Below are 21401 nucleotides of genomic sequence, written 5' to 3' on the forward strand. Positions count from 1 at the left end.
AACCCCGAGCAGCTGTTCGCCGCGGGCTACTCGGCCTGCTTCCACAGTGCGCTGCAGGCGGCGGCCCGGCGCGAGAAGGTGAAGATCGACGGCTCCTCGGTGACCGCGGAGGTCGGCATCGGCCAGCAGGGCGAGGGTTTCGGCCTCGCGGTCACGCTGGTCGTCTCGCTGCCCGGCGTCGAGAACGAGACCGCCGCGAAGCTGACGGAGGCGGCACACCAGCTGTGCCCGTACTCCAACGCGACCCGCGGCAACATCGACGTCGACCTCCGGGTGGCGTGATGCCGGTTGCCGCAAAGGAGATTCGGCTGGCCGAGCGCCCCAGGGGGTGGCCGACCGACGAGACCTTCGCGTTCGCCGAGGTGGAGCTGCCAGCACCGGGTCCTGGCGAGGTGTTGGTACGCAACACCTTCATGTCCGTCGACCCCTACATGCGCGGCCGGATGAACGACGTGAAGTCCTACACCCCGCCCTACGAGCTGGGCAAGGCACTCGAGGGCGGCGCGATCGGCGAGGTCGTCGAGTCCGGTGTGGACGGTGTGTCCCCCGGCGAACTGGTGTTGCACGGCCTCGGCTGGCGCTCACACACGCTGACCAAGCAGTTCACCCGGCTGACGCCGATCGAGGGCGTCTCGCCGTCGCATTTCCTCGGCGCGCTCGGCATGCCGGCGCTGACCGCGTACGTCGGCCTGCTCGACATCGCCGCGCTCAAGCCGGGTGAGACGGTGTTCGTGTCCGGCGCGGCGGGTGCGGTGGGCAGCCTGGCGGGGCAGATCGCGAAGCTGAAGGGCGCAGGCCGGGTGATCGGCAGCGCCGGCTCGGCGGACAAGGTCGCGCACCTGACCGGCAAGCTGGGCTTCGACGCCGCGTTCAACTACCGCGACGGCAACGTGACCGAGCTGCTGACCGCGGCCGCACCGGACGGCATCGACGTCTACTTCGACAACGTGGGCGGCGACCACCTGGAGGCGGCGATCTGGGCGATGAACGACTACGGCCGCGTGGCGGCCTGCGGCTCGATCTCCGGGTACAACGAGGAGAAGCGGCCGCCGGGCCCGAGGAACATGTTCCAGGTCGTCACCAAGCGCCTGACGGTCCGCGGGTTCATCATCCTCGACCACGGCGACCGCTTCCGCGCGATGATCGACGAGGTCGGCGCCTGGCTGGCCGGCGGAGAGCTGGTCGCCGAGGAGACGTTCGTCGACGGCCTGGAGAACGCACCGGCCGCCTTCCTCGGCATGTTACGCGGCGAGAACACCGGCAAGATGGTGGTGCGGCTCTGACTCCGGCTCCCTGGCGGCCCCCTTCGGGAAGTCAGCCGAAGCGGCCGTTCACATAGTCGTTGGTACGCGGGTCCGACGGGTTGTCGAAGATGACCTCGGTCGGGCCCGCTTCCACGATCTGGCCCGGCGTTCCCTGCTCGGCGAGGAAGAACGCGCACTGCTGCGAGACTCGGGCCGCCTGCTGCATGTTGTGCGTCACGATCACGATCGTGACCTCGCTGCGCAGGAGGTGGATCGTCTCCTCGACGCGGCGGGTCGACGTCGGGTCGAGCGCCGAGCACGGCTCGTCCATCAACAGCACGTCCGGCCGGACCGCCAGCGAACGTGCGATGCACAGCCGCTGCTGCTGGCCGCCGGACAGCGCGCCGCCCGGCTCGCGAAGGCGGTCCTTCACCTCGTGCCACAGGCTCGCCCGCGTCAGGCACTCCTCGACCAGGTCGGCCCGTCCGCCGCGCGACACCTTCATGCCGGTCAGCTTCAGGCCCGCCAGGACGTTCTCCGCGATCGTCATGGCGGGGAACGGGTTCGGCTTCTGGAACACCATCCCGATGCGCTTGCGGGTGTCGGTGATCCGCCGGCCCGCGGCGTAGACGTCCCAGTCGTCCAGGCGGACCTCGCCGGCCAGCGACGCCGACGGGACCAGCTCGTGCATCCGGTTGAGGATCCGCAGGAACGTCGACTTGCCGCAGCCGGACGGGCCGATCAGCGCGGTGACCTCGCCGGCCGCCATCGTCAGGTTCACTCGTTCAAGGACCTTGTGGTTGCCGAACCACGCCGAGACGTCGTGCGCGGACAGGCTCGCGCCGCCGACCGAGGTCCGCGGGAGGGTGAGCGTCACTCGTCCACCCAGCCCCTGCGCACCAGCCGCAGCAGACCGGCGCCGTTGGCGAACAGCAGCAGGCCGGCGCCCGCGACCGCCAGGACCGCGACACCCGTGTACGCCAGGCCACCGCCGCCCGAGGAGTTCGCGGTGTTGGCGATGTTCTCGGTCGTCGTGGTCGTGGGGCCGGCGAACGGGTCGGTGGTCGTCGACGCCGGGGACGTGGTGGTCGTCGTCGACGTGCCGGTGGTGGTGGATGTCGGCGTCGTGGTGGTGGTGCTGCTCGTGGTCGGCTTCGTCGTGGTGGTGGTGGTCGTGGTGGATGTCGTGCTGGTCGTCGTGCTGGTCGTCGTCGTGGTGGTCGTGGACCCGGGTAGGCACGGGTTCGAGTTCGTGAAGGGGCCGGCCACGACGACGCCGTCGACCTTGACCACCAGGGTGTAGGTCCACTGTGTCGCGACGCTGTTCGCGTTGACGTCGATCACGTTCGCGTCCACGCTGGCGCCCGGCGCGGCCGTCTTGGTGAGCGTGTTGTCGGCGCGGCCGTCGGACCAGTTGCGCACCACGGTGTAGGAGACGGTCGGCGTGCCGGTCGCGTTCACGTTCCTGAGCTTCGCCGAGTACGTGACGAACTTGGCCTGTGTCGTCGGGTTCGTGCCACACGTCTCACTGTGGGTGACCTCCGGCGGGAGCGTCTGCGCGCTCGCGGGTGGTGGCTTGATGAGCAACAGCAGGCTGAGGCCGCCCACCATCAGCACCAGACCCGTTACGGCCAACCATCTTCCGCGCATGCCGGTATCCCTTCGGTTCCACACCGCGGGCAAGACTGCTTGACCTGCACCAACATCCGGTGAACGCAGGGTTCTCTGGACACGCCGAGTTCCGGGAAGTGCCGTTGTTCATCGCGTCTTGATGTCCCGCTCAGCGTGCCGACGGGATAACACGGTGGTTACGAAACCATGACCCGGGCGAGAGTCGAGCTGCGCCCTGACCGGGCGTAAACCTTGCGACAAGGAGAAACCCGCATGCGTTCGACCCTGCGCAGCTGCGCCGTCGTCGCCCTCGGCGCCGCGGCCGCACTGAGCCTGGGCCTCGGTTCCGCCACGGCCGACCCGAACCTGCTCGACAACGGCAGCGCCGACCCGGCCGGCTTCCTGCCGGACTCCGACGACCTCGTCGGCACCGGCTCGGACACCATCCAGTTCGTCACCGACGCCCTGGCGCGTGGCCACAACGCGTCGAACCCGACGGTGCGACTGGCCTCGTTCGACGCCACCAACCCGACCACCGGCCTGCCGGGTGGCAACATCACCATCCGTCCGGGCGTCGACATCGCACGACCGAACGGCTCCGGCGCGGGCATCACCACGCTCACCAACAACACGAGCGTCGACTTCGCCCGCTCGTCGCGCCCGTCGAACGGCTCGAACGCCGAGGACCTCCTCGCGTTCATCCCGTTCGCGCAGGACGGCCTGAGCTACATCATCGACGACGCCTCCCTGGTGCCGACGAACCTGACCGCCGCCGACCTGAAGGACATCTACACCTGCCAGCTGCCGGGCTTCGACGCCAAGCTGCCGCAGGCGAGCTCGGGCACCCGGTCCTTCTTCCTGCAGCAGATCGGCGTGACCGAGGCCCAGATCGCCACCGCGGTCGCGGCCGGCTGCGTCGACGACACCGTGCAGGAGCACAACCCGAACGCGGTCGACGGTGACCCGTTCGCCCTGGCGCCGTTCTCCGCGGCCCGTTACGAGTCCAACCCGCCGGACCCGACCAACCCGCCGGCCAACATCGTGACGCTGGCCAGCGGTGTGGACTCCGGCGCCTTCAAGGCGACCCGCAACGTCTACCACGTCATCCGCGAGAGCGCGGTCGGCACGGCGAAGTTCGACTCGGTCTTCGGTCCGGACGGGTACATCTGCGCCCAGTTCGCGGCCGCGGCCGGCAACAAGATCGAGGGCTTCGTGGGCATCGGCGCCGCCTGCGGCATCCCCGACGACGACCGCTGACTCGTCTTCGGTCACAGCAAGAAGAGTCACAGCAAGAAGAGTCACAGCACCAAGAAGTGGGCCGGGACCTTCCCGGCCCACTTCCCTTTTCTCAGGAACCGACTCCGCTAGTGCGTGACCGCCAGCGCGACCAGCTGGGTGCGGCCGGCACAGTCGTCGTCGGACACCAGGACCAGGGTGCGTTCGCCCGTCGTCAGGACCGGGCCCCAGGTCATGCCGGACAGGTTGGTGACGCGGGGCAGGTCCAGGTCACTGAAGTCGGCCAGCAGCCGCTTGGTCATCGGGGTGTACGTGGCGCCGACGACCGAGTCGTAGGACAGCACGCTGCGGGCGCCGACCGTCGTGGCCTCGTACAGGCGCACCGAGTCGCGGCCCCGGGAGTCGACCGCGTGCTCCAGCACCAAATAGTGGGTCGCGTCCACCGTCAGGATCTCCGCCAGCTCGTTGGTGCCGTGGCGCGGGGCCGCGTCCAGCTCGTACGCGAGCTGGCTCAGGACCGTGCCGCTGCTCCGGTTGGCGAACGACACCCGGACCGTCGACGCGCCGTCCTGCAGCAGCGGCGCCGACAGGGCCGAGATGACCAGGGTGCCCGTCGGGTTGAGGGTCAGGCCGGCCACGCCGCCCCCGTCCCTGATGCCCGACCCCGCGACGGCCGCCGTGTGTGGCGCCGCCGGGTACTGCGCGGCGAACGTGCCGTCGGCCGCCGAGCGCCGGACCGTGCTGTCCAGCGTGACGCGGCGGCTACGCGTGCCGGGGTTGGCCCACAGGATCGAGCCGTCGGCCGGGTCGACGCGAACGGCCTCGCCGCCCTGCGGGAACGCGCTGCCGTCGGCCGCCTTCAGTCGGGTGCTCGAGACCGCCGCCGGCTGGCCGAAGCCGGTGTCGGTCAGTGGGACGTCGGCGGTGTAGACGCGGGCATCGCTGTCGGAGATCGCCACGAACCTGCCGTTGGCGTAGTCGATGCCCGACAGGTCGTGCACGCCCGGGACCAGCTCGGCGTCCAGCACGCGGACCGAGTAGCCGTCCACGGCAACCGGATCGGCGGTCGCCGTGCCGGGTAAGACCACGGTGGACACCGCCGCGACGATCGCGGCGGCGGTGAGTCGACGCTTCAATTGAGGCCCTTTCGCTCTGGCCCGGTCGGAGCCGACCGGACAGGGCTCAATTCATCACCACCGGGTGAACTGCTTGCTACGGCTGAGTTCTCCGGACACTGCCGTGCGTCGGCCAACGCTCCCCTGCCGGCGCCTGCCTCACGTCAGGTTGGGCAGCAGCCGGCCGGCCGACTCGTACACGTACCACAGCACGGCGAACACCACCGGCAGCCCGACGAGGTGGGTCTCCCAGCGGCCCCAATGCGCTCGCGACCACGCGAACGCCAGCACGACCAGTACGAGCGCCTGCAGCCACAGCACGAGGTTCAGCAGCGCGGGCCGGTCGACGGCCAGCGACCGCTCCTCCGGCGGGATGATCCCCGGATGGGTCGCCGCGGGCTGGGCCCTGCCGCGCAGCAGGGCGTCCACGAACACGGTGTGGTCCGGCTGGAACGGGTTCGCGCCCTCGGCCGTCACCATCGTGAGCCTGCTGCCGCCCTTGGTGACGGGCGTGATGTCCGGCAGCGGGTCGCCGTCGCGGCGCACGCCCTCCACGCGGTAGGTGAACGTGCCCTGGAACGTCACGACCCTGACCGTGTCACCCTCGTGCAGCTCCGCGAGATGCTCGAACGGGCCGCCGTAGGTCATGGACCTGCCGTAGACCAACGACACGCCCTTCTGTCCGGGTAGGACGGTGTCCCGCCGGTGTCCCGGCCCGGACTCGAGGTCGCCGGAGCTCGTGCCCTCGACGACCACCTCGTTCACCCCGAGGCGCGGGATCGTCAACAGGGCGATGGGCGCCCCGGCGGGGATCACCGCGTCCTCGCCGTCGTCGTAGATCGGCGGCACCTGGCGCTCGATGTTCCCGTCCGCGCTGACGGTCGCGCCCGCGTACGGCGGAACGGCCTCGGCGATGGGGCCACGCAGCCGCGAGTAGAGGACGTCCTGGTTCGCGTCCTGCTCGATCGGGGTGAGCACCACCAGGTAACCGGCGAAGCCCAGCACGCCGACCGCGACGAGCGTCAGCACACGCGTGACGAGCCGGGCGCCGAACGGCGCGGTGGCGACCGGAGTAGGAGGCTGCGGCGACGGCACCTCGGCCCGCGTCTCCTCCTTCGGGGGTGCCTCGGTCGCGGTCATCGGCGCAGCACCGTTCTGATCACGCGGCGGACGGGATGGCCGGGCTGGGTCGCCGCGCCGACCACGAACGCCGCCGCCGCGGCGAGCGCGCCGATGGCGAGCAGCAGCGGCAGCACCCAGCGGGACAGCCACGACCCCAGGCCCCGGGTCTGGGCCACCGTGCGTGAGTCGTCCTTCTTGGCCTTGCTGTCACTGCCTGCCGCCGGGCCGGCGCCGGGCCCGGGGCCGGCGGGGTTGCCACCGTCCACAGTGGATCCGGGCGCCGGCCCCGGGCCGGCGCCGAGCGGACCGCCTTCGGGTGGGGGCGGCACCTCGCCCTTCTGCTCGCGCACCGCGTGGGCGGCGTCGAGTGCCTGCTGGCGCAGGTTGGGCGTCAGCGGGTCGTAACCCGGCGGCAGGTCGGTGATGTTCTCCCCGGGGTGCTGGCCGTCGGTGGCCATGAACTCGATGAAGTCGGCGTACTGTGCCGCCAGGCTCCTGGAAAGCCCCGCCGACGGCACCGCGGTGAACGCGATCATCGTGCCCGGGTAGGCGTTTCCCGTGACCCGCGCGTAGTCCAGCTCGACGGTGCCGGTCGTCCTGTCCTGAACCGCCGCGGTCAGCGCGGCGACCATCGTGCCGGGCTCCGGGGCGACCGCGGTCCCGCCCGCGTTGACCAGCTTCGCGGTCGGCAGCTCGTACAGCCGCGCGTGCGCGACCGTGGTGACCGCGATCATGGCCCGCTTGCCGAAGTCGGCCGGGGCCGCCTTCGCCTCCGCGTAGATGCGGTCGGTGCCCTTGTCCTCGCCCGGTGGCACCGGGTCCGGCTGCTCGCCGGGCGGCACCGGCACGTCGGTGAACGTGCACAGCGACGTCGCGGAGCCACGCCGGTCGAGCAGCGCGGTCGCCGACTTCTCGGCCGAGTTCGTGATGTTGGCCAGCCGTGTCAGCAGCGGCGTGCCCATCAGCGAGTCGCACGGGTCGCCGGCGCCGGGCAGGTTGTAGTACACCGGGTTGGTCTCGAACCAGATCGACGAACGCGGCTTGCTCGGCCGGACCACCTGGTCGAGCAGGGGGTACAGCTCGTAGGAGTGCGTGTCCTGCCAGGCCGGGTTCACGACCATGCCCTGCTCGTCCGGCTCGCCGTCGAGCCAGCGCCGCGCCGCGGGGTCGGACACGACGTAGCGGGTCAGGTCCATGACGATGTCGGACTGCACCTGGAAGATCACCGGCGCGAGGTAGCTCTGGAACTGGTCGGCGAGGGAGTTCCGGTCGTCGCGCAGCCTGAGGTCCGGGTTCAGCCGGAGGAACTCCTGGTCCTCCCAGATGCTCAGCGGGTTCGCGTGCAGCGGGTGCTCCCAGTAGTAGGCGTTCGCGTTGCCCGCGGCGCCGATCGCGGCAAGCTGGTCCGGGGAGCCGGTGTACGGCGTCCGCGTGTCGCGCACGCCGTCCGGCACCCGGCCCGGCGAGTAGCTCTGGGTCAGCAGCTTGGCGAGCAGGCGCGGCGACAGCGTCAGCTGCCGCACCTGCCTGCCGCCGGCGTCGTCGACGGTGAACGCGACGGCGAACCCGGTGAGCGCGCTTGGCGCGTGCACGACGGGACGCGGTGAGTCGGTGACCGGTTGCGTGGTCAGGACCGCGTCCTGGCCGTAGGAGTCGCCGAGCATCGTGGTGAACTGGCGGCGGCCGTCGTACTCCGAGCCCTGCGAGTACAGCGGCAGGTAGTCCGCGGTCCGCGCGCCCGCGCAGTACGCGCTGCCCCAGCGCTGCTGCGCGACGTCGGCGAGCTCCGAACCGAAGATCGGCAGGATCGTGCGCTGGTCGTGGACGCTGCACGTGGCCGGGTCGGGCGCGAACCTGATCGGCACGACGAACCTGTTGCGCCAGTTGGACTCCGCCAGCCAGGTCCGCTGCGTCACCCAGCTGTTCGGGTTGTCCGTGCCGGCGCCGACGCTGCCCGGCGGCAAGCCCTTCGGCGCACCGCCGCAGTCGGCCGGGGCGCCCGCCGCGCACGCCATGTCCATCACCGGCACGACGACGATCGAGCACGCCTCGGTGTCGGTGCAGCCGAGGCTCGGCTGGGTGACCCGCTGGCGCACCTCGAAGAGGAACTCCGCGCCGCCGTCCGGCCGGACGGGGATGCTGCGGGTCGCGAGCACGCTCGTGCCGGCGTCGGAGGTGTCCACCGGCGCGTAGCTCTTCCTGGCCGGCTCGTCGATCACCGGGTCGCCTGCGGCGTTGACCGCGGGATCCCACAGGTACCGGGTGCCGTCCTGCGCGACGAACGGGACCTGCTCGATCGTCAGCAGGTTCTTCTTCCGCTCGTCGGGGTCCGCGCCGGGGATGCCCGTCGGGTTGCCCGGGCTCACCAGCCGCCCGGCCCGGTCGTGCCAGTCGGCGGTCGCCGACGCGTCGTACCCGGGGTAGTAGACGCTGCGCCGCTCGTTGGCGCACGACTCCGCCGACGGGTCCGCGCCGCGGCACTGCATCACGACGACCGGGTACTCCATGTTGACGCCGTTCGCCGCGATGTTGTTGGCGTTGTGGGTCGGCTTGAAACCGGCCAGGTCGATCTCGACCTGCTGGCGGTCGAACAGGTTCCCGGTCCGGCCGACCTTCACGGTCGCGTCGTAGGCCTCGGCGGACCGGCCGGCGTCGGCGATGTGCTTCGTCTGGTCGTACGCCCAACCGTCCTGCTGCGCCCACGCCGTCCCGGCCGCCAGCGGCAGCGACACCGGCACCGCCGCCAGTACCGCGACGAGTGCCGCCCCACCCCAGCGCCTCATGACCGCTCCCGCCTGCGGCGCATCGCGCGTACCACGAACGGCGGCACCAGCAGCACGAGCAGCAGCTGCGCGACCGCGATCGCCGAGAGCGCGGCGGTCATCCCGTCGGAGCGGAAAGCGGCCAGCTCGGTCGCGCTGCCGGCGAGGTCCGCGCCGCCGCTCCGCGCGTCCGAGCCGGCCGGCAGGCCGGTCTCCGGGTCCACATCGGACACTCCGGCACCGTCGCCTGTCACGCCGGTGCCGCCGGGCCCCGTGCCGCCGCCGGGCCCGGTGCCGGCTCCCGGGCCGTTCCCGGTGCCGCTCCCGTTTCCGGTGCCCTGGCCGGGTTCGCACGGCCCGGCGCCCTGTTTGTCGCACGAGGGCGGCATGGGCGCCTCGTGGGCGAGCTTGTTGCTGCTGGGGTCGCCGGGGTCGAACGTCGGGTTGCCGCAGCGGGCGACGTCCGCGTCCTGCACGGTCGCGTGCGGGATCTTCTTCACCTGGTCGAACCCGGCGCGCACGAGGTTCGCGGGCAGTGGCGAGTAGCCGAGTGCGGGCGCGGAACCCTGGCCCTGACAAAGGAAGTAGTACATGAAGTCGGACATGGTCCGGCCCTTGCCCGCGGTGATCCGCTGGTCGCCCTTCCCGTTGATCGGGATGATCGCGTAGGAGTACGACGAGAGCGGGTAGGTGCGCGGGTCGTTGAACCGGTAGACCTTGTCCAGCAGCTGTGTCAGGTAGTTCTGGTCGTTCGGGTCGTTGTTGATCTGCGCCTGGGTGAGCGCGACCGCGACGTTGTAGTGCGTCGGCTCGGTGTAGTAGCCGCCCTTGTTCAGCACCTTGGCGACCGGGAAGTTCCGTGCCCGCGCGTAGGAGTACTCGACGTAGGCGATCGCGCCGTCGCCGGCGGCCGCCGCCACCGACCCCGCGACGCGGTCCGAGCCGCTCTGCGAGGTCATCAGCGGCACCTTGTCCTTCCGCACCGGGTAGTACGACGTCATCGCGCTGTCGCAGCCGCAGTACCGGCGCCAGATGTCGGTGTGCTCCATGGCGAACCAGCGGGTGAACTGCGCGGTCGTGCCGGAGCCGTCGGCACGCACGATCGGGATGATCGGCTTGTCCGGGAAGGTCCGTCCGTTGTTGTCCGACCTGATCGCCGGGTCGTTCCAGTTGCGGATCTCGCCCGCGAAGATCTTCGCGATCGTGTCGCCGGCGAGCCGCAGGCCCCGGTAGAGCTGGCCGCCCACGCGCAGCTGGTACATGAACGACGTGCCGCCCGCGACGATCGGCATGTAGGCGTACGCGCGGTTGGGCGACGCGTCGGGCTGGCCGTTGTCGGTGCCCTGGAAGGGAATCTCGGACACGCCGAAGTCGTTCTGCCCGTCGGCGAACTGCCGGCGGCCTGCCGAGGAGCCGATGCCGGAGTAGGACACGGTCAGGCCGTTGCGGCGGACGTCCTGCACCCACTGGTCGAGCGCGTTCTGGCTCCACGTCGAGCCGGACCCGGTGATGGCCTCGTAGGCGGGTTGCGCCTGCGCCGTGGGGCCGCTGACGGACATGACGGTCGCCGCCACGATCAGTGCGAAGAGCCAGCGTTGCATCTCTCTGTTCCCTTTCACGAGCGGCGCCGGCCGGCCGCGGCCAACCGGGCGAGGAGGAAGACGAGGAGCACCAGCACCATCAGCACCGCGGCGGCGCCGAACGCGCGGGTCTGGAGCAGCGGCTCCGGCGAGCGCGCGTTGGTGTAGGCGAACAGCGGCAGCGACACCATCGGGCCCTCGAACGGGTTGGCGTTCAGGAAGGTCGTGTAGCCGGCGGTGATGAGGACCGGCGAGGTCTCGCCGATGCCGCGGGCCACGCCGAGCACCATGGCGGTCGCGAGCGCGGGCCGGGCGGTGGGCAGCACGACCTTGCGGACCGTCTGCCACTGCGACGCGCCGAGCGCGAGGCTCGCCTCGCGAAGCCCGTTGGGGACGACCCGCAGCACGACCTCGGCGGACCGCGCGATGATCGGCAGCATCATCACGCTGATCGCGAGCGAGGCGGCGAAACCGTTGCGCTGCACGTCGAACGTCAGCAGGAACGCGATGTAGACGAACAGGCCGCAGACGATCGACGGGAGCGCGGTCATGGCCTCCACGACCGTGCGGACCAGCCTGGCGAGCGTGCCGCCGACCTCCGTCATGAACACCGCGCAGCCGATGCCCAGCGGCAGGGTGATGGTGATGGCGATGCCGATCTGCACTGCCGTGCCGACGATCCCGTGCAGCACGCCGCCCGTGGTGAGCGGGTCGTGCGGGCCCGCGGTCATGTCCTCGGTGAAGATGTTGGGGTGGATGATCGCCGGCGCGCCGCGGACGAAGACGTAGCCGATGACGAGCGCGAGCGAGCCGCCGACGACCAACGCGCAGGTGCGGATCAGGACGCCGGCGACGCGGTCGGTGACCGCGGGCGCGGGATGGCGGTAGGCCGAGACCAGCGCGTACAGCACGACGAACGTGACGTACCAGCAGACGACGAAGCCGAGCGAGCCGGACAGCGGGAGAAGCCGGTCGTACAGCAGGGACATCAGCGCGAGCGCGCCCAGTGCCGCGCCGAGCGGTGCGACCCGGTCGTCGACCGTCCTGCCGTGCAGGTTCCGCTTCGTCTCCTGGGGTGTCTTGAGGACCGCGGTCATCAGATCTCCGTGTCCGCGCCGCTGCGACCGCGGGTCACGATGACCGCCGCGATGCTGTTGGTGACGAGCGTGATGACGAACAGGACCAGGCCCGCGGCGAGCAGTGCGGCGAGCTGGATGCCGACGGACTCGCCGTAGCGGGTGGCGATCAGCGACGGGATGGTGATCGTGCCGTTCTCCAGGATGCGCACCTTGATCTCGAACAGCGGCGCGATGATCAGCACGACCGCGATGGTCTCGCCGAGCGCGCGGCCGAGCGCCAGCATGGTTCCGCCGACGATCCCGCCCCGGCCGAACGGCAGGACGACCGCGCGGACCATGCCCCAGCGGGTGGCCCCGAGCGCGTAGGCGGCCTCGCGTTCTCCCTGCGGGGCCTGGTCGAACACCTCGCGCATGACCATGCAGGCATACGGCAGCACCATCATCGCGACGACGAGCGCGGCGATGAGCGCCGAGGCGGTGTAGCGGGACTGCGCGAACACGGCCGCGTCCGGGTCGGTGTCGACCTGGAAGACCGGGATGAAGCCGAGCATGTCGTGCAGCCAGCGGGAGACGTACACCATCTCGGGCTGGAGGAGGTAGGCGCCGAACAGGCCGTAGATGACACTGGGCACCGACGCCATCAGGTCGACCATCGCGATGAGCCAGCGCTTCGCCTTCGGGGCCGCGTACTGGGAGATGTAGAGCGCGGTGCCGAGCGCGAGCGGGAACGCGACGACCATCGCGAGCGTCGCGACGGTGAGCGTGCCGACGAGCACGGCGGCGATGCCGAGCGCGCCGCTCTCCGGGTTCCACTCGACGGTGGTGAAGAAGCCCCAGCCGAACTCCCCGAAGGCCGGCGCGGCCTCGACGGCCAGGAAGATCCCGATGCCACCCATGATGAGCAGCACCAGCACGCCGAAACCGCGTGCGGTGCCACGGAAGACCCGGTCCCCGGTGGTGCGGCCGACGCGCAGCCGCCGCGGCCGGTCGTTCTCGACGGTCGTCACGTGCGCCTTCCCGCTGGGCATTCCTGTGCGCCGCAAAGGAAACCCGCCACGGATGGCTGACCGTCGGCCGCACGGTGAACGAGGAACGAACGCGTGATCACCGTGCGCCCGTGCGGGACGGGCCCGGCCTCTCGCGGACGCGGTCGGGCACCGTCACCACGCCGAGCTGCACGTGGGCGGCGCCGGCCGCGCGGATGAAACGTCTCGCCGCCCGCTGTGCGTCGAGCTTTCTGGCGAAACCGGACGCGGACACGGCGATCAGCGCGCCCGCGTCGAGGAGGCGCCAGTACCAGAGCCGGTCGTCGGCGACGGTGAAGGCGATGTCGGCGGTCGCCGCCAGGTCTCTGGCCAGCTCCGCGCCCGACACCGCCCGGGCCGGGGTCGGCGCGCCGGCGGCGGCCATGCCGATGAGCCGGTTGTTGCCGCCGAGCAACATCCAGCCGAAGGTTCCGTCGGGTAATCGGCGAAACCGGAATCTCGGGGTCACAAGGGGTTTATCGCCATCCGGAACAACCGGAGGCGATCTCGCGGTGAACCGGACACGCCGGCGCGGTGAACCAGACACCACATGTGATGCGACCCCGCCAAGTGGTCACCACGATTTCCGCCCACCGGTCGCCGGGGCTCGTTGCGCGGTGAGTACCGGGTATGCATACTCGGTACTTATGTCCGTCAAGCACGGCCTGCTCGCGCTCCTGGGTCGGGAGCCGATGCACGGCTATCAACTACGCGTCGAGTTCGAGCGCTCGACCGGCATGACCTGGCCGCTCAACATCGGGCAGGTCTACTCGACGCTGTCGCGGCTGAGCCGGGACGGCCTGGTCGAGGAGACCGACGAGGCCGAGGAGCCCGGCAAGGTCGTGTACCGGCTCACCGAGGCGGGACGGGCCGAGCTGGCCGCGTGGTTCACCACGCCGGTCGCCCCGGCCGAGCAGCCGCGTGACGAGCTGGCGATCAAGGTCGCCCTCGCGCTGCACACCCCGGGCGTCGACGTGTCGGCCGTGCTGCGGGCACAGCGGGTGGCCACCATCCGCAAGCTGCAGGAGTTCACCCGCCTGAAGGCGAAGGCCGACGAGGCCGACGACCAGGCCTGGCTGCTGGTACTGGACCTCATGATCTTCCGCGCGGAGTCGGAGGTCCGCTGGCTCGACCACTCCGAGACCCGCCTGTCCCGCACCACCCCCCGCGGGACCCAGGCATCCGCGAAGGCGGACCGACCGAAGGCGGCCCGGCGATGACCGGCCGGCCGGCAGTCCCCGTCGCGACACCGGCGCCGGGGGTGGGCGAGTGACCGCGCTGGAGCTGCACGACGTGAGCCGGGTGCACGGCAAGGGGGCGACCACAGTGCGGGCGCTGTCGGGGGTCAGCCTGAGCGTGTGCGCCGGCGAGCTGCTTGCCGTCATGGGCCCGTCCGGTTCCGGCAAGTCCACGCTCCTGCAGCTGGCCGGCGGCCTGGACGAGCCGACCGGTGGCACGGTCGTCGTGGCCGGCACGGACCTGGCCTCGCTCGACAGATCCGGCCGCGCCGCGTTGCGCCGCCGGCGGGTCGGCTACGTGTTCCAGGACTTCAACCTCATCTCCACGCTGACCGCCGCCGAGAACGTGGCGCTTCCCCGTGAGCTGGACGGTGTCCGGGCCAGGCAGGCCAGGAAGGACGCACTCGACGCGCTGCGGTCCGTCGAGCTGGCCGACGCCGCGGACCGGTTCCCCGACGAGCTGTCCGGCGGGCAGCGGCAGCGCGTCGCCATCGCCCGCGCGCTCGTCGGCGAACGCGGTCTGCTCCTCGCCGACGAGCCGACCGGCGCGCTGGACACGCACACCGGCGAGTCGGTCCTCAAGCTGATCCGCACCCGCTGCGATGAGGGCGCCGCCGGGGTCCTCGTCACACATGACGCCCGGCACGCGGCGTGGGCCGACCGGATCGTGTTCCTCCGCGACGGCATGCTCGTCGACGACACGGGCGCGCCGCCCTCGGCCGAGAGCCTGCTGGAAGGCGCGTCATGACCGGATGGCGGACGGCGCTGCGGGTCGCGCGCCGGTCGGTGCGGCGGCACCTGGGACGGTCGCTGCTGATCATCGCGCTCATCGCGCTGCCGGTCGCGGCGGCGACCGTGGGCGACGGGCTCGTCCACAGCGTCACCGACCGCGACATCGAGGTGGACCACGCGATGGGCACGGCAGATGCCCTGGTCAGGATCAAGGACCGCAGGCCGTACGACATCGGACGGCTCCTGCCGCCGGGCGCGCGGGCCGTGCCGATCGGTCCACCGAACTACACCGGCAGCCTGCGGCTCGTCGTCGGCGACCGGCTCGTCCGCAGCAGGCCCGACTTCGTCGTGCTCGGCGACCCGATGACCGCACACCTCGCGCGGCTGACCTCGGGCCGGCTGCCGAGGAACCCGCACGAGGTGCTGGTGACCAGGCCGCTCGCCGAGCGGCTCGACCTGCTGGACGGCGACGGCGGACTACGACCGGACGCGACCATCGAACCGATCAGCGCCCAGGGCAGGGCCGACCACCCCACCGCGGCGCCGATCGCGGTGACGGGCCTCGCGGTCAAGCCGTACTGCCTGCGGTGCGCGGATGTCGTCGCGATGCCGGACTCGGTGCTGACCGACGTGATGCTCGACGGCTCGGCGCTCCCGATCGGCTACCTGGTAGAGCTGCCGGCCGGCGTCGACCCGGCCGAGCTGGCCGGCGCGTGGCCCGCGGCCGATGCCACGATCACCACCCGGGACTCCTACGACGACACGACCCCCGTCAGCGGTTACCTCCTGGCCGCCACCGGTGAACCGCTCACCCTCTTCGCCGGGCTCGCCCTGATCGCCATCGTCGTCACCGTGGGCGCGGCGTTCGCGGTCGGCGCGCGACAACAGGCTCGTGAGCTGGGGTTGGTCACCATCAACGGCGGGACGGCCAGGCACGTCCGCCGGGTGGTGCTGGCACAGGGTCTCGTCCTCGGCGTGGTCGGCGCCGCGGTTGGCCTGCTGGTGGGCGCGGCCGCCACCGTGCTGGGGCTACCACGGTGGCAGCGGACGACCGACCAGCTGATCGAGCACCCGCGGTTCGGCTGGGGTGAGCTGGTGGCGGCCGCCGCGGTGGGCGTGCTCGCCAGCGTCGTCGCCGCGACCGTGCCGGCGTTCCACGCGGCCCGCACGCACCCTGTCGACGCGCTGACCGGCCGGGTGCGGGCCGGCGCGCCGCGGGCCCGGTGGTCGCTGCTCGGCGGGTTCCTGGTGCTGGCCGGCATGATCCTGGTCGCGATGGCCGGCGTGGTGGCACAAGGCAGGGTGGCGGAGCACCGAAGACTGCTGGACCTGAACAACTTCGCCCCGCCGGTGGCCCGGACGCTGCCGATCATGGGCACCCTCGCCGGCACCGTGGTCGCGGTGGTCGGGCTGGTCCTCGCGATGCCGGCGGTCGTCGGCGTCGTGGGGCGGCTGGGTGCGCTGCTGCCGCTGTCCGGCCGGTTGGCCGTCCGCGACGCGGTGCGGCACCGGCACCGGACCGCCGCCGCTAGCGCGGCCGTCATGGTCGCGATCGCCGGGTCGGTCGTCGCCGCGTTCCTGTTCGCCACGCGGGTGGACACCGAACCACACACGTTGCCGCGCGACACGGCACTCGCGTCGCTCGATGTGGTGGCGCTCTACGTCAGGGCCGCGCACGGCGGGCAGGACCTGGAAGGCGCCATGACCTGGATTCCCCGTGCGGTTCCCGGCGCGGCGACCCAGGAGATAACCCTCGCCACCACCCACCAGGACGGCCCCGGCTCCGCCTCGGTCTCCGTCAACCCGCGAATGTCGCCGCTCCGCTGCATGAACTCCGGGACGTCGCTGGGTATCGGCAGCCCCGAGCTGATCGAGCTGGTCACGGGCCGGAAGCCGGACGCCGGGATGCGGTCCGCGTTGGCCGAGGGCAAGGTCGTGCTGTTCGACGACTGCCTGGTGAGCCGGAACGGCACCGCGCTGTTGTCACCCAGCGACCTCGGCGATGGGGTCACCCTGCCGGCCTACCAGGCCAGGGTGCCGGCCGGCGTCGAGCACTACGACTGGAACCTGCCCAAGGCGTTCATCTCGGCGGACGCGGCCGCGGCACTGGGCTGGACCTCGTTCGCCGACATGATCGCCGTCACCTATCCGCCAGGCAGCCTGGACGCGGTCCGCACCGCGGTGGAGGACGCCGGCATGGACATCCGCGTGGGCGAGTCGGCCGATGTCGACGGCACCGGGCTGTACCTGGCGCTGGCCGCGCTGACCGGTGTCGTCGCGTTGCTCGGCGCCGGGGTGACCGTGGCGCTCGCGGCCGCGGACGGGCGCGCGGACCTGGCCATCCTCGCCGCGCTGGGGGCGCCGGCGCGGCAGCGGCGGATGCTCGCGGGCACACAGGCGCTGGTGGTCACCGGGTTGGGGGCGTCGGCCGGGCTGGTGGTCGGGGTGTGCGTCGGGTTCGCGGCGGTCCCGCTGGCGGGCCTGCACGGGTTGTCGGTGCCGTGGCAGCAGCTGTGGGTGGCGCTCGTGGGCGTCCCGCTGGCGGCGTCGGCGGTGGCCGCGGTCGCGACCCCGTCCCGGTTCGTCTCATGAGGCACCGGCTCGGCGGTGTCGTGCGGGCCGCCGGTGAGACCGCGCTCGTGCGGCGCTCGCTCGTCGCGGCCGTCGCGCTGGGGACGGTGGTGTACGGGGTATCCGTGCCCGGGGCGCTGACGGACCTGGAGGTGTACCGGACGGGTGGGGCCTCGTGGCTGCACGGGACGCCGCTGTACACGGACGCGTTCCCGTTCTGGCTGCCGTTCACCTACCCGCCGGTGTCGGCGGTGCTGTTCGGGGTGCTGGCGGTGCTGCCGTTCGTGGTGGCGGCGATGCTGCTGGCGGTGGCGGGCCTGGTGGCGTTGTCGGTGACCACCGCGTCGGCCGTCCCGCCGGTGTCGGCGCGGGCGGTGGCCACGCTGGCGGTGGTGTGCGGTCCGGTGCTGGAGCCGGTCCGGACGACGCTGATGTTCGGGCAGGTCAACCTCGTGCTGATGGGCCTGGTGGCGGCCGACTGCCTGGTGGCCGGGACGCGGCACCCGCGCGGGATGCTGGTGGGGCTGGCGGCGGCGGTGAAGCTGACGCCGCTCGTGTTCGTCCTGTTCTTCGTGGCACGGCGCCAGTTCCGGCCCGCCGTCACGGCGGTGGTCACGTTCGCCGCCGCGACGGGCGCCGGCATGCTGTTCGCCCCGGCGGACAGCGCCCGGTACTGGTGGACGACGGTCTTCGACCCGGGCCGGATCGGCGGCGCGGAGTTCGCGACGAACCAGTCACTGCGCGCCGCGCTGACCCGACTCGACCTGACCGAGGCGTGGCTGCCGTTGGTGGCGGTCGTGCTGGTCCTGGCGTGGCTCGGCGCGCGGCGGGCGTCCGATCCGGTGCCGGCGTTGCTGGTGGTCGCCGCCGCCGGCCTGCTGGTGTCCCCGGTGTCGTGGTCCCACCACTGGGTGTGGATCGCACCGGCGCTCGCGTACTTCGCGGTACACGCGCACCGGAACCGAGCTGTGCTCGTGGCGACCGCCGTCGTCTTCGTCGCCGGCCAACGCTTCCTACCGCACGGCCGCGGCCGTGAGCTGGCGTGGACGTGGTGGCAACACCTGCTGGGCAACAGCTACCTGCTCGCCGCGCTGACGTTCCTCGCGTGGAGCGCGCTGATGTCACGGCCAGGTGGCTCGAATGCCCGTCTCGCCGACCGCGTACGCGCGGGGTCCGCCGCGCTTGACCGCCCGATGAAAGGCGGGGGTCGATGATCACCGACGCCACCTCGGGGTATTGCCGCAGCCAGTCCCCCAACCGGGTGGGACCGGGTGCCGGTTTCCGTCGGGGGGCGCGGGTAGGGTGAGCGACCATGGCATCGGACGCTCCCGCCGGTCTGGCGGCGGACGAGGCGCGCCGGCTCAAGCTGTACGCCTACCTGGACGCGCGCGAGCACCGGCGCACCTACCTGTGGATCATGCGGCTGTTCGCGTCGACGCTGCTCGCGGACCTGTCCGCGGGTGAGGTGTCGGCGGCGTTGTCCCCCGCCGAGCGGCGTGGCGACATCGCGCAGGGCGAGTCGCGGGTCGAGAACGTCATCACGCGGCTGAAGCAGCTCGTCGAGTGGGGCAACCTGGTCGCGGGTCGGCGGGAGGTCGTCGCCGCCAGCATCGCCGAGTTCCAGCACGGCAGTGTTCGCTACCAGGTCAGCAAGCTCGGCGTGCGGGTCCAGCGCGACGTCGACGAGCTGCTCAGGACCACCGAGGGGGCCCGCGAGGTCTCCCGGGAGCTCCTGCCCGCCATCGGCGCCGGGCTCGACGAGCTTCTCGTCCGCCTGTCGAAGGCCAGCCACGAGCACCACAGGGACCCCGGCGGCGACGCGGCCGGCAAGACCGTCGAACGTCTCGCCGAGCAGGTCACCACGCTCTTCCTCCAGCACGGCGAGCTGGCCGCCACCGTCCGCGACTTCTACGCCTACCTCGGCCAGGTCGTCACCCGGTACCACCTCGCCTCCAACGAGATCTCGGGCTTCCGCAACCTCCTCGTCGAGTACATCCAGATGGTCGTCGAGGACGTCCTCCGCTACACCCCGACCATCGCCGAGATCCTCACGCGGGACGAGTTCGCCGGCGCCACCGCGCACCTGCTGCGCCTGCTCACCCCCAACGGCTCGCTCGGCCGCGACGTAGAGCGCGCCAGGGGCCGCGCCGCCGCCGACTGGCGGGAGCTGACGGACTGGTTCGTCGACCGGCCGGGACGGCCGTCGCAGGTCACCGCCCTGCGAGAGGCCACCGCCCGCGCCATCGGCACCCTGCTCGCCACGGTCAAGCGCGCGACCTCCGGCGGTGGGCCCGAACCCGGCCGGCGCGCCGAGCTTCTTCAACTGGCCAAGTGGTTCGACGAGTCGACCGAGGACCAGGCGCACACGCTCGCCGCCGCCGCGTTCGGCCTGTACCCGGCCCGGCACATCTCCCCCGCCCCCGAGCACGACAGCGGCGACGACGAACAGACCGCCTGGGCGGACGGCCCGGTCGTCGACGTCCTCGTCACCGTGCGCAGCCGAGGCGAGCGCACCAGGGGCCGCACCTCCCGCATCCTCGACAACCCGCTCGGCCGTGAGCAGCTGCTCGCCGAGGCACGCGACGCCGACGCGCGGCACGCCGCCGCGGTCGCCGAGCTGGCCGCGGCCGGCGGACGTCTCGACGGGACGACGCTGTCCGCCGACGCGCTCGGCACCCTGTGCGGCCTGCTCACCGACGCCATGGCCCAGCGCGAACGCGCCTCCGACGACGGCGAGGCCGTCGACCCGGTCGGCGGCCTGACGCTGCGGCTGCAACCGCGAACCGGCGAGACCGCCGTGATCCACACCGCGGGCGGGGTCCTCGAGCTGCGGAACACCGCCGTCGAGTTCAGCACGGGCACCGCATGAACGCGGACACGCTCGACCGGCTCAGTGAGATCGACCAGGCCGATGTCGTCCGCTGTGCGCGTGTCCTGCTCAGGAGGCCCCTGCTGCGCACCGGCGGCCCGGAGAGCGACCTCCTCCCACTGATCTACCGCCACCGCGCCACCCTCGCCGAGCTGTTCGCGGGCGTGCTCGGCTACCGGCTCGTCGTCGAGCGTCGCTTCGCGCGGCTCTACAAGTCGGGCCCCGGCAACGACCCGACCCGCGGCGAGCCGAGCCTCACCCCGCGCGGCTACGCCTACCTCGCGCTCTGCCTCGCCTCGCTCACCGGCATCGGCCAGCAGACGCTGCTGTCCCGCCTGGTCACCGACATCCGGTCGGCCGCGAACCAGGCCGGCATCGAGGTGTCCGACGACCTCGGCGAGCTGCGGGCCATCGCGTCCGCGCTGCGCCACCTCGTCTCGCTCGGCGTGCTCAGCGAGACCGAGGGCACCGTCACCGGCGACGAGGAGGCCCTGCTCACCATCGACACCACGCTGCTCGGCCAGCTCGTCGCCGGGCCGCTGGGCGTCGCGACCACGCCGAGCGAGCTGGTCACGCTGGCCGCCCGGCCGGGGCCGCGGGGGGTCGAGCACGCGCTGCGCCGCAGGCTCGTGGAGAACCCGCTCACCCACTACGCGGATCTCCCCGACGAGGAGGCCGCCTGGCTGCGCAGACGGGCCCGCCAGGAGTCGCGGCTCATCGAGCGGTGCTTCGGGCTGGTCACCGAGGTGCGGCTGGAGGGCATCGCGGTCACCGACCCCGAGGACTACCTCACCGACGTGCCCTTCCCCGGCCAGTCGACCGTCGCCCGGGTCGCGTTGCTGGCGCTGCCCGAGCTGCTGCGGGCCGGTGAAGCGAGGGACGGCTGGGTGGCCGTGACCGTCGATGCGGTCACGGCCGTGTGCGACGAGCTGGTCGACGCCTACCCGGCGGCGTGGTCGAAGCTGATGGTCGCGAGCCTGCCGAAGCTCACCGACGACGTGCTGCGCCTGTTGCTGTCACTGGGCCTGGCGCGCCCGGCGGACGGCGGGTGGCTGCTGAGCCCGGCCGCGCACCGCTGGCTGCCCGAGCCGGACGGGGCGCCACGGCAGGCCGAGGAGCCGAAGCTCGAACCGGAGCCGGGCTGGTCGCTGTTCGATCACGAGAAGGAGCTGCCATGACACTCCCTGCGCCAACCTCGGGGTCGAAATCAGACCGAG

Annotated in this window: 18 protein-coding genes; 9 read left to right on the top strand and 9 right to left on the bottom strand. The window is 72.0% G+C overall.

Features of this window, described 5'->3' with window-relative positions:
• The coding region (locus tag VET29_RS26605; protein WP_324925252.1) for an Ohr family peroxiredoxin at positions 1–282 on the top strand (282 nt) is incomplete at its 5' end.
• Positions 282–1283 carry an NADP-dependent oxidoreductase gene (locus VET29_RS26610; RefSeq protein ID WP_324925254.1) on the top strand — a complete coding sequence of 334 codons (1002 nt, stop codon included), beginning with the start codon at positions 282–284 and terminating at the stop codon, positions 1281–1283. The genes VET29_RS26605 and VET29_RS26610, both read left to right, overlap by 1 nt.
• A 31-nt stretch (positions 1284–1314) precedes the next feature.
• Here VET29_RS26610 and VET29_RS26615 read toward each other — a convergent pair whose 3' ends face one another.
• The gene (locus tag VET29_RS26615; protein ID WP_414636611.1) at positions 1315–2121 is read right to left on the bottom strand and encodes a phosphate ABC transporter ATP-binding protein; all 807 of its coding nucleotides are present in this window, start codon (positions 2119–2121) and stop codon (positions 1315–1317) included.
• Entirely contained in the window at positions 2118–2894 is a 777-nt protein-coding gene (locus tag VET29_RS26620) for a hypothetical protein (protein ID WP_324925256.1), read from the bottom strand. Before VET29_RS26620 ends, VET29_RS26615 begins: the two co-directional genes overlap by 4 nt.
• Positions 2895–3128: 234 nt before the next feature.
• Here VET29_RS26620 and VET29_RS26625 point away from each other — a divergent pair, with 234 nt between their 5' ends.
• Positions 3129–4112 carry a hypothetical protein gene (locus tag VET29_RS26625; protein ID WP_324925258.1) on the top strand — a complete coding sequence of 328 codons (984 nt, stop codon included), beginning with the start codon at positions 3129–3131 and terminating at the stop codon, positions 4110–4112.
• A 107-nt stretch (positions 4113–4219) separates the two neighbouring features.
• Here VET29_RS26625 and VET29_RS26630 read toward each other — a convergent pair whose 3' ends face one another.
• From VET29_RS26630 to VET29_RS26660, 7 genes are all read right to left on the bottom strand, one after another.
• Positions 4220–5227, bottom strand: coding sequence for an esterase-like activity of phytase family protein (locus VET29_RS26630; protein WP_324925261.1), 1008 nt, complete (start codon positions 5225–5227; stop codon positions 4220–4222).
• Positions 5228–5365: 138 nt separating this feature from the next.
• On the bottom strand, positions 5366–6346 hold the full coding sequence (locus VET29_RS26635; protein WP_324925263.1) for a class E sortase: 981 nt from the start codon (positions 6344–6346) through the stop codon (positions 5366–5368).
• Complete coding sequence (locus VET29_RS26640; RefSeq protein WP_324925265.1) at positions 6343–9111, bottom strand: hypothetical protein; 2769 nt, start codon at positions 9109–9111, stop codon at positions 6343–6345. Before VET29_RS26640 ends, VET29_RS26635 begins: the two co-directional genes overlap by 4 nt.
• Complete coding sequence (locus tag VET29_RS26645; protein WP_324925267.1) at positions 9108–10691, bottom strand: substrate-binding domain-containing protein; 1584 nt, start codon at positions 10689–10691, stop codon at positions 9108–9110. Before VET29_RS26645 ends, VET29_RS26640 begins: the two co-directional genes overlap by 4 nt.
• A 14-nt stretch (positions 10692–10705) precedes the next feature.
• Entirely contained in the window at positions 10706–11767 is a 1062-nt protein-coding gene (gene pstA, locus VET29_RS26650; protein WP_324925269.1) for a phosphate ABC transporter permease PstA, read from the bottom strand.
• Complete coding sequence (pstC, locus tag VET29_RS26655; protein ID WP_324925271.1) at positions 11767–12756, bottom strand: phosphate ABC transporter permease subunit PstC; 990 nt, start codon at positions 12754–12756, stop codon at positions 11767–11769. Before pstC ends, pstA begins: the two co-directional genes overlap by 1 nt.
• Before the next feature lie 97 nt (positions 12757–12853).
• On the bottom strand, positions 12854–13243 hold the full coding sequence (locus VET29_RS26660) for a hypothetical protein (RefSeq protein WP_324925273.1): 390 nt from the start codon (positions 13241–13243) through the stop codon (positions 12854–12856).
• Between the two features lie 178 nt (positions 13244–13421).
• Between VET29_RS26660 and VET29_RS26665 the strand changes: the two genes are divergently transcribed.
• The 6 genes from VET29_RS26665 to VET29_RS26690 all read left to right on the top strand — a co-directional run bounded on the left by VET29_RS26665 (position 13422) and on the right by VET29_RS26690 (position 21362).
• On the top strand, positions 13422–13994 hold the full coding sequence (locus VET29_RS26665) for a PadR family transcriptional regulator (RefSeq protein WP_324925275.1): 573 nt from the start codon (positions 13422–13424) through the stop codon (positions 13992–13994).
• A gap of 49 nt (positions 13995–14043) precedes the next feature.
• Positions 14044–14760, top strand: coding sequence for an ABC transporter ATP-binding protein (locus VET29_RS26670; RefSeq protein WP_324925277.1), 717 nt, complete (start codon positions 14044–14046; stop codon positions 14758–14760).
• Positions 14757–17336 carry an FtsX-like permease family protein gene (locus VET29_RS26675; RefSeq protein ID WP_324925279.1) on the top strand — a complete coding sequence of 860 codons (2580 nt, stop codon included), beginning with the start codon at positions 14757–14759 and terminating at the stop codon, positions 17334–17336. Before VET29_RS26670 ends, VET29_RS26675 begins: the two co-directional genes overlap by 4 nt.
• The gene (locus tag VET29_RS26680) at positions 17333–18529 is read left to right on the top strand and encodes a glycosyltransferase 87 family protein (RefSeq protein ID WP_324925281.1); all 1197 of its coding nucleotides are present in this window, start codon (positions 17333–17335) and stop codon (positions 18527–18529) included. The genes VET29_RS26675 and VET29_RS26680 overlap by 4 nt, the downstream gene beginning before the upstream one ends.
• 98 nt (positions 18530–18627) lie before the next feature.
• Positions 18628–20184, top strand: a complete 1557-nt coding sequence (locus VET29_RS26685; protein WP_324925283.1) for a TIGR02677 family protein — start codon at positions 18628–18630, stop codon at positions 20182–20184.
• Positions 20181–21362 carry a TIGR02678 family protein gene (locus tag VET29_RS26690; protein WP_324925285.1) on the top strand — a complete coding sequence of 394 codons (1182 nt, stop codon included), beginning with the start codon at positions 20181–20183 and terminating at the stop codon, positions 21360–21362. The genes VET29_RS26685 and VET29_RS26690 overlap by 4 nt, the downstream gene beginning before the upstream one ends.
• Positions 21363–21401 lie beyond the last annotated feature (39 nt).

Source organism: Actinophytocola sp. (assembly GCF_035634895.1).
Lineage (GTDB): Bacteria > Actinomycetota > Actinomycetes > Mycobacteriales > Pseudonocardiaceae > Actinophytocola.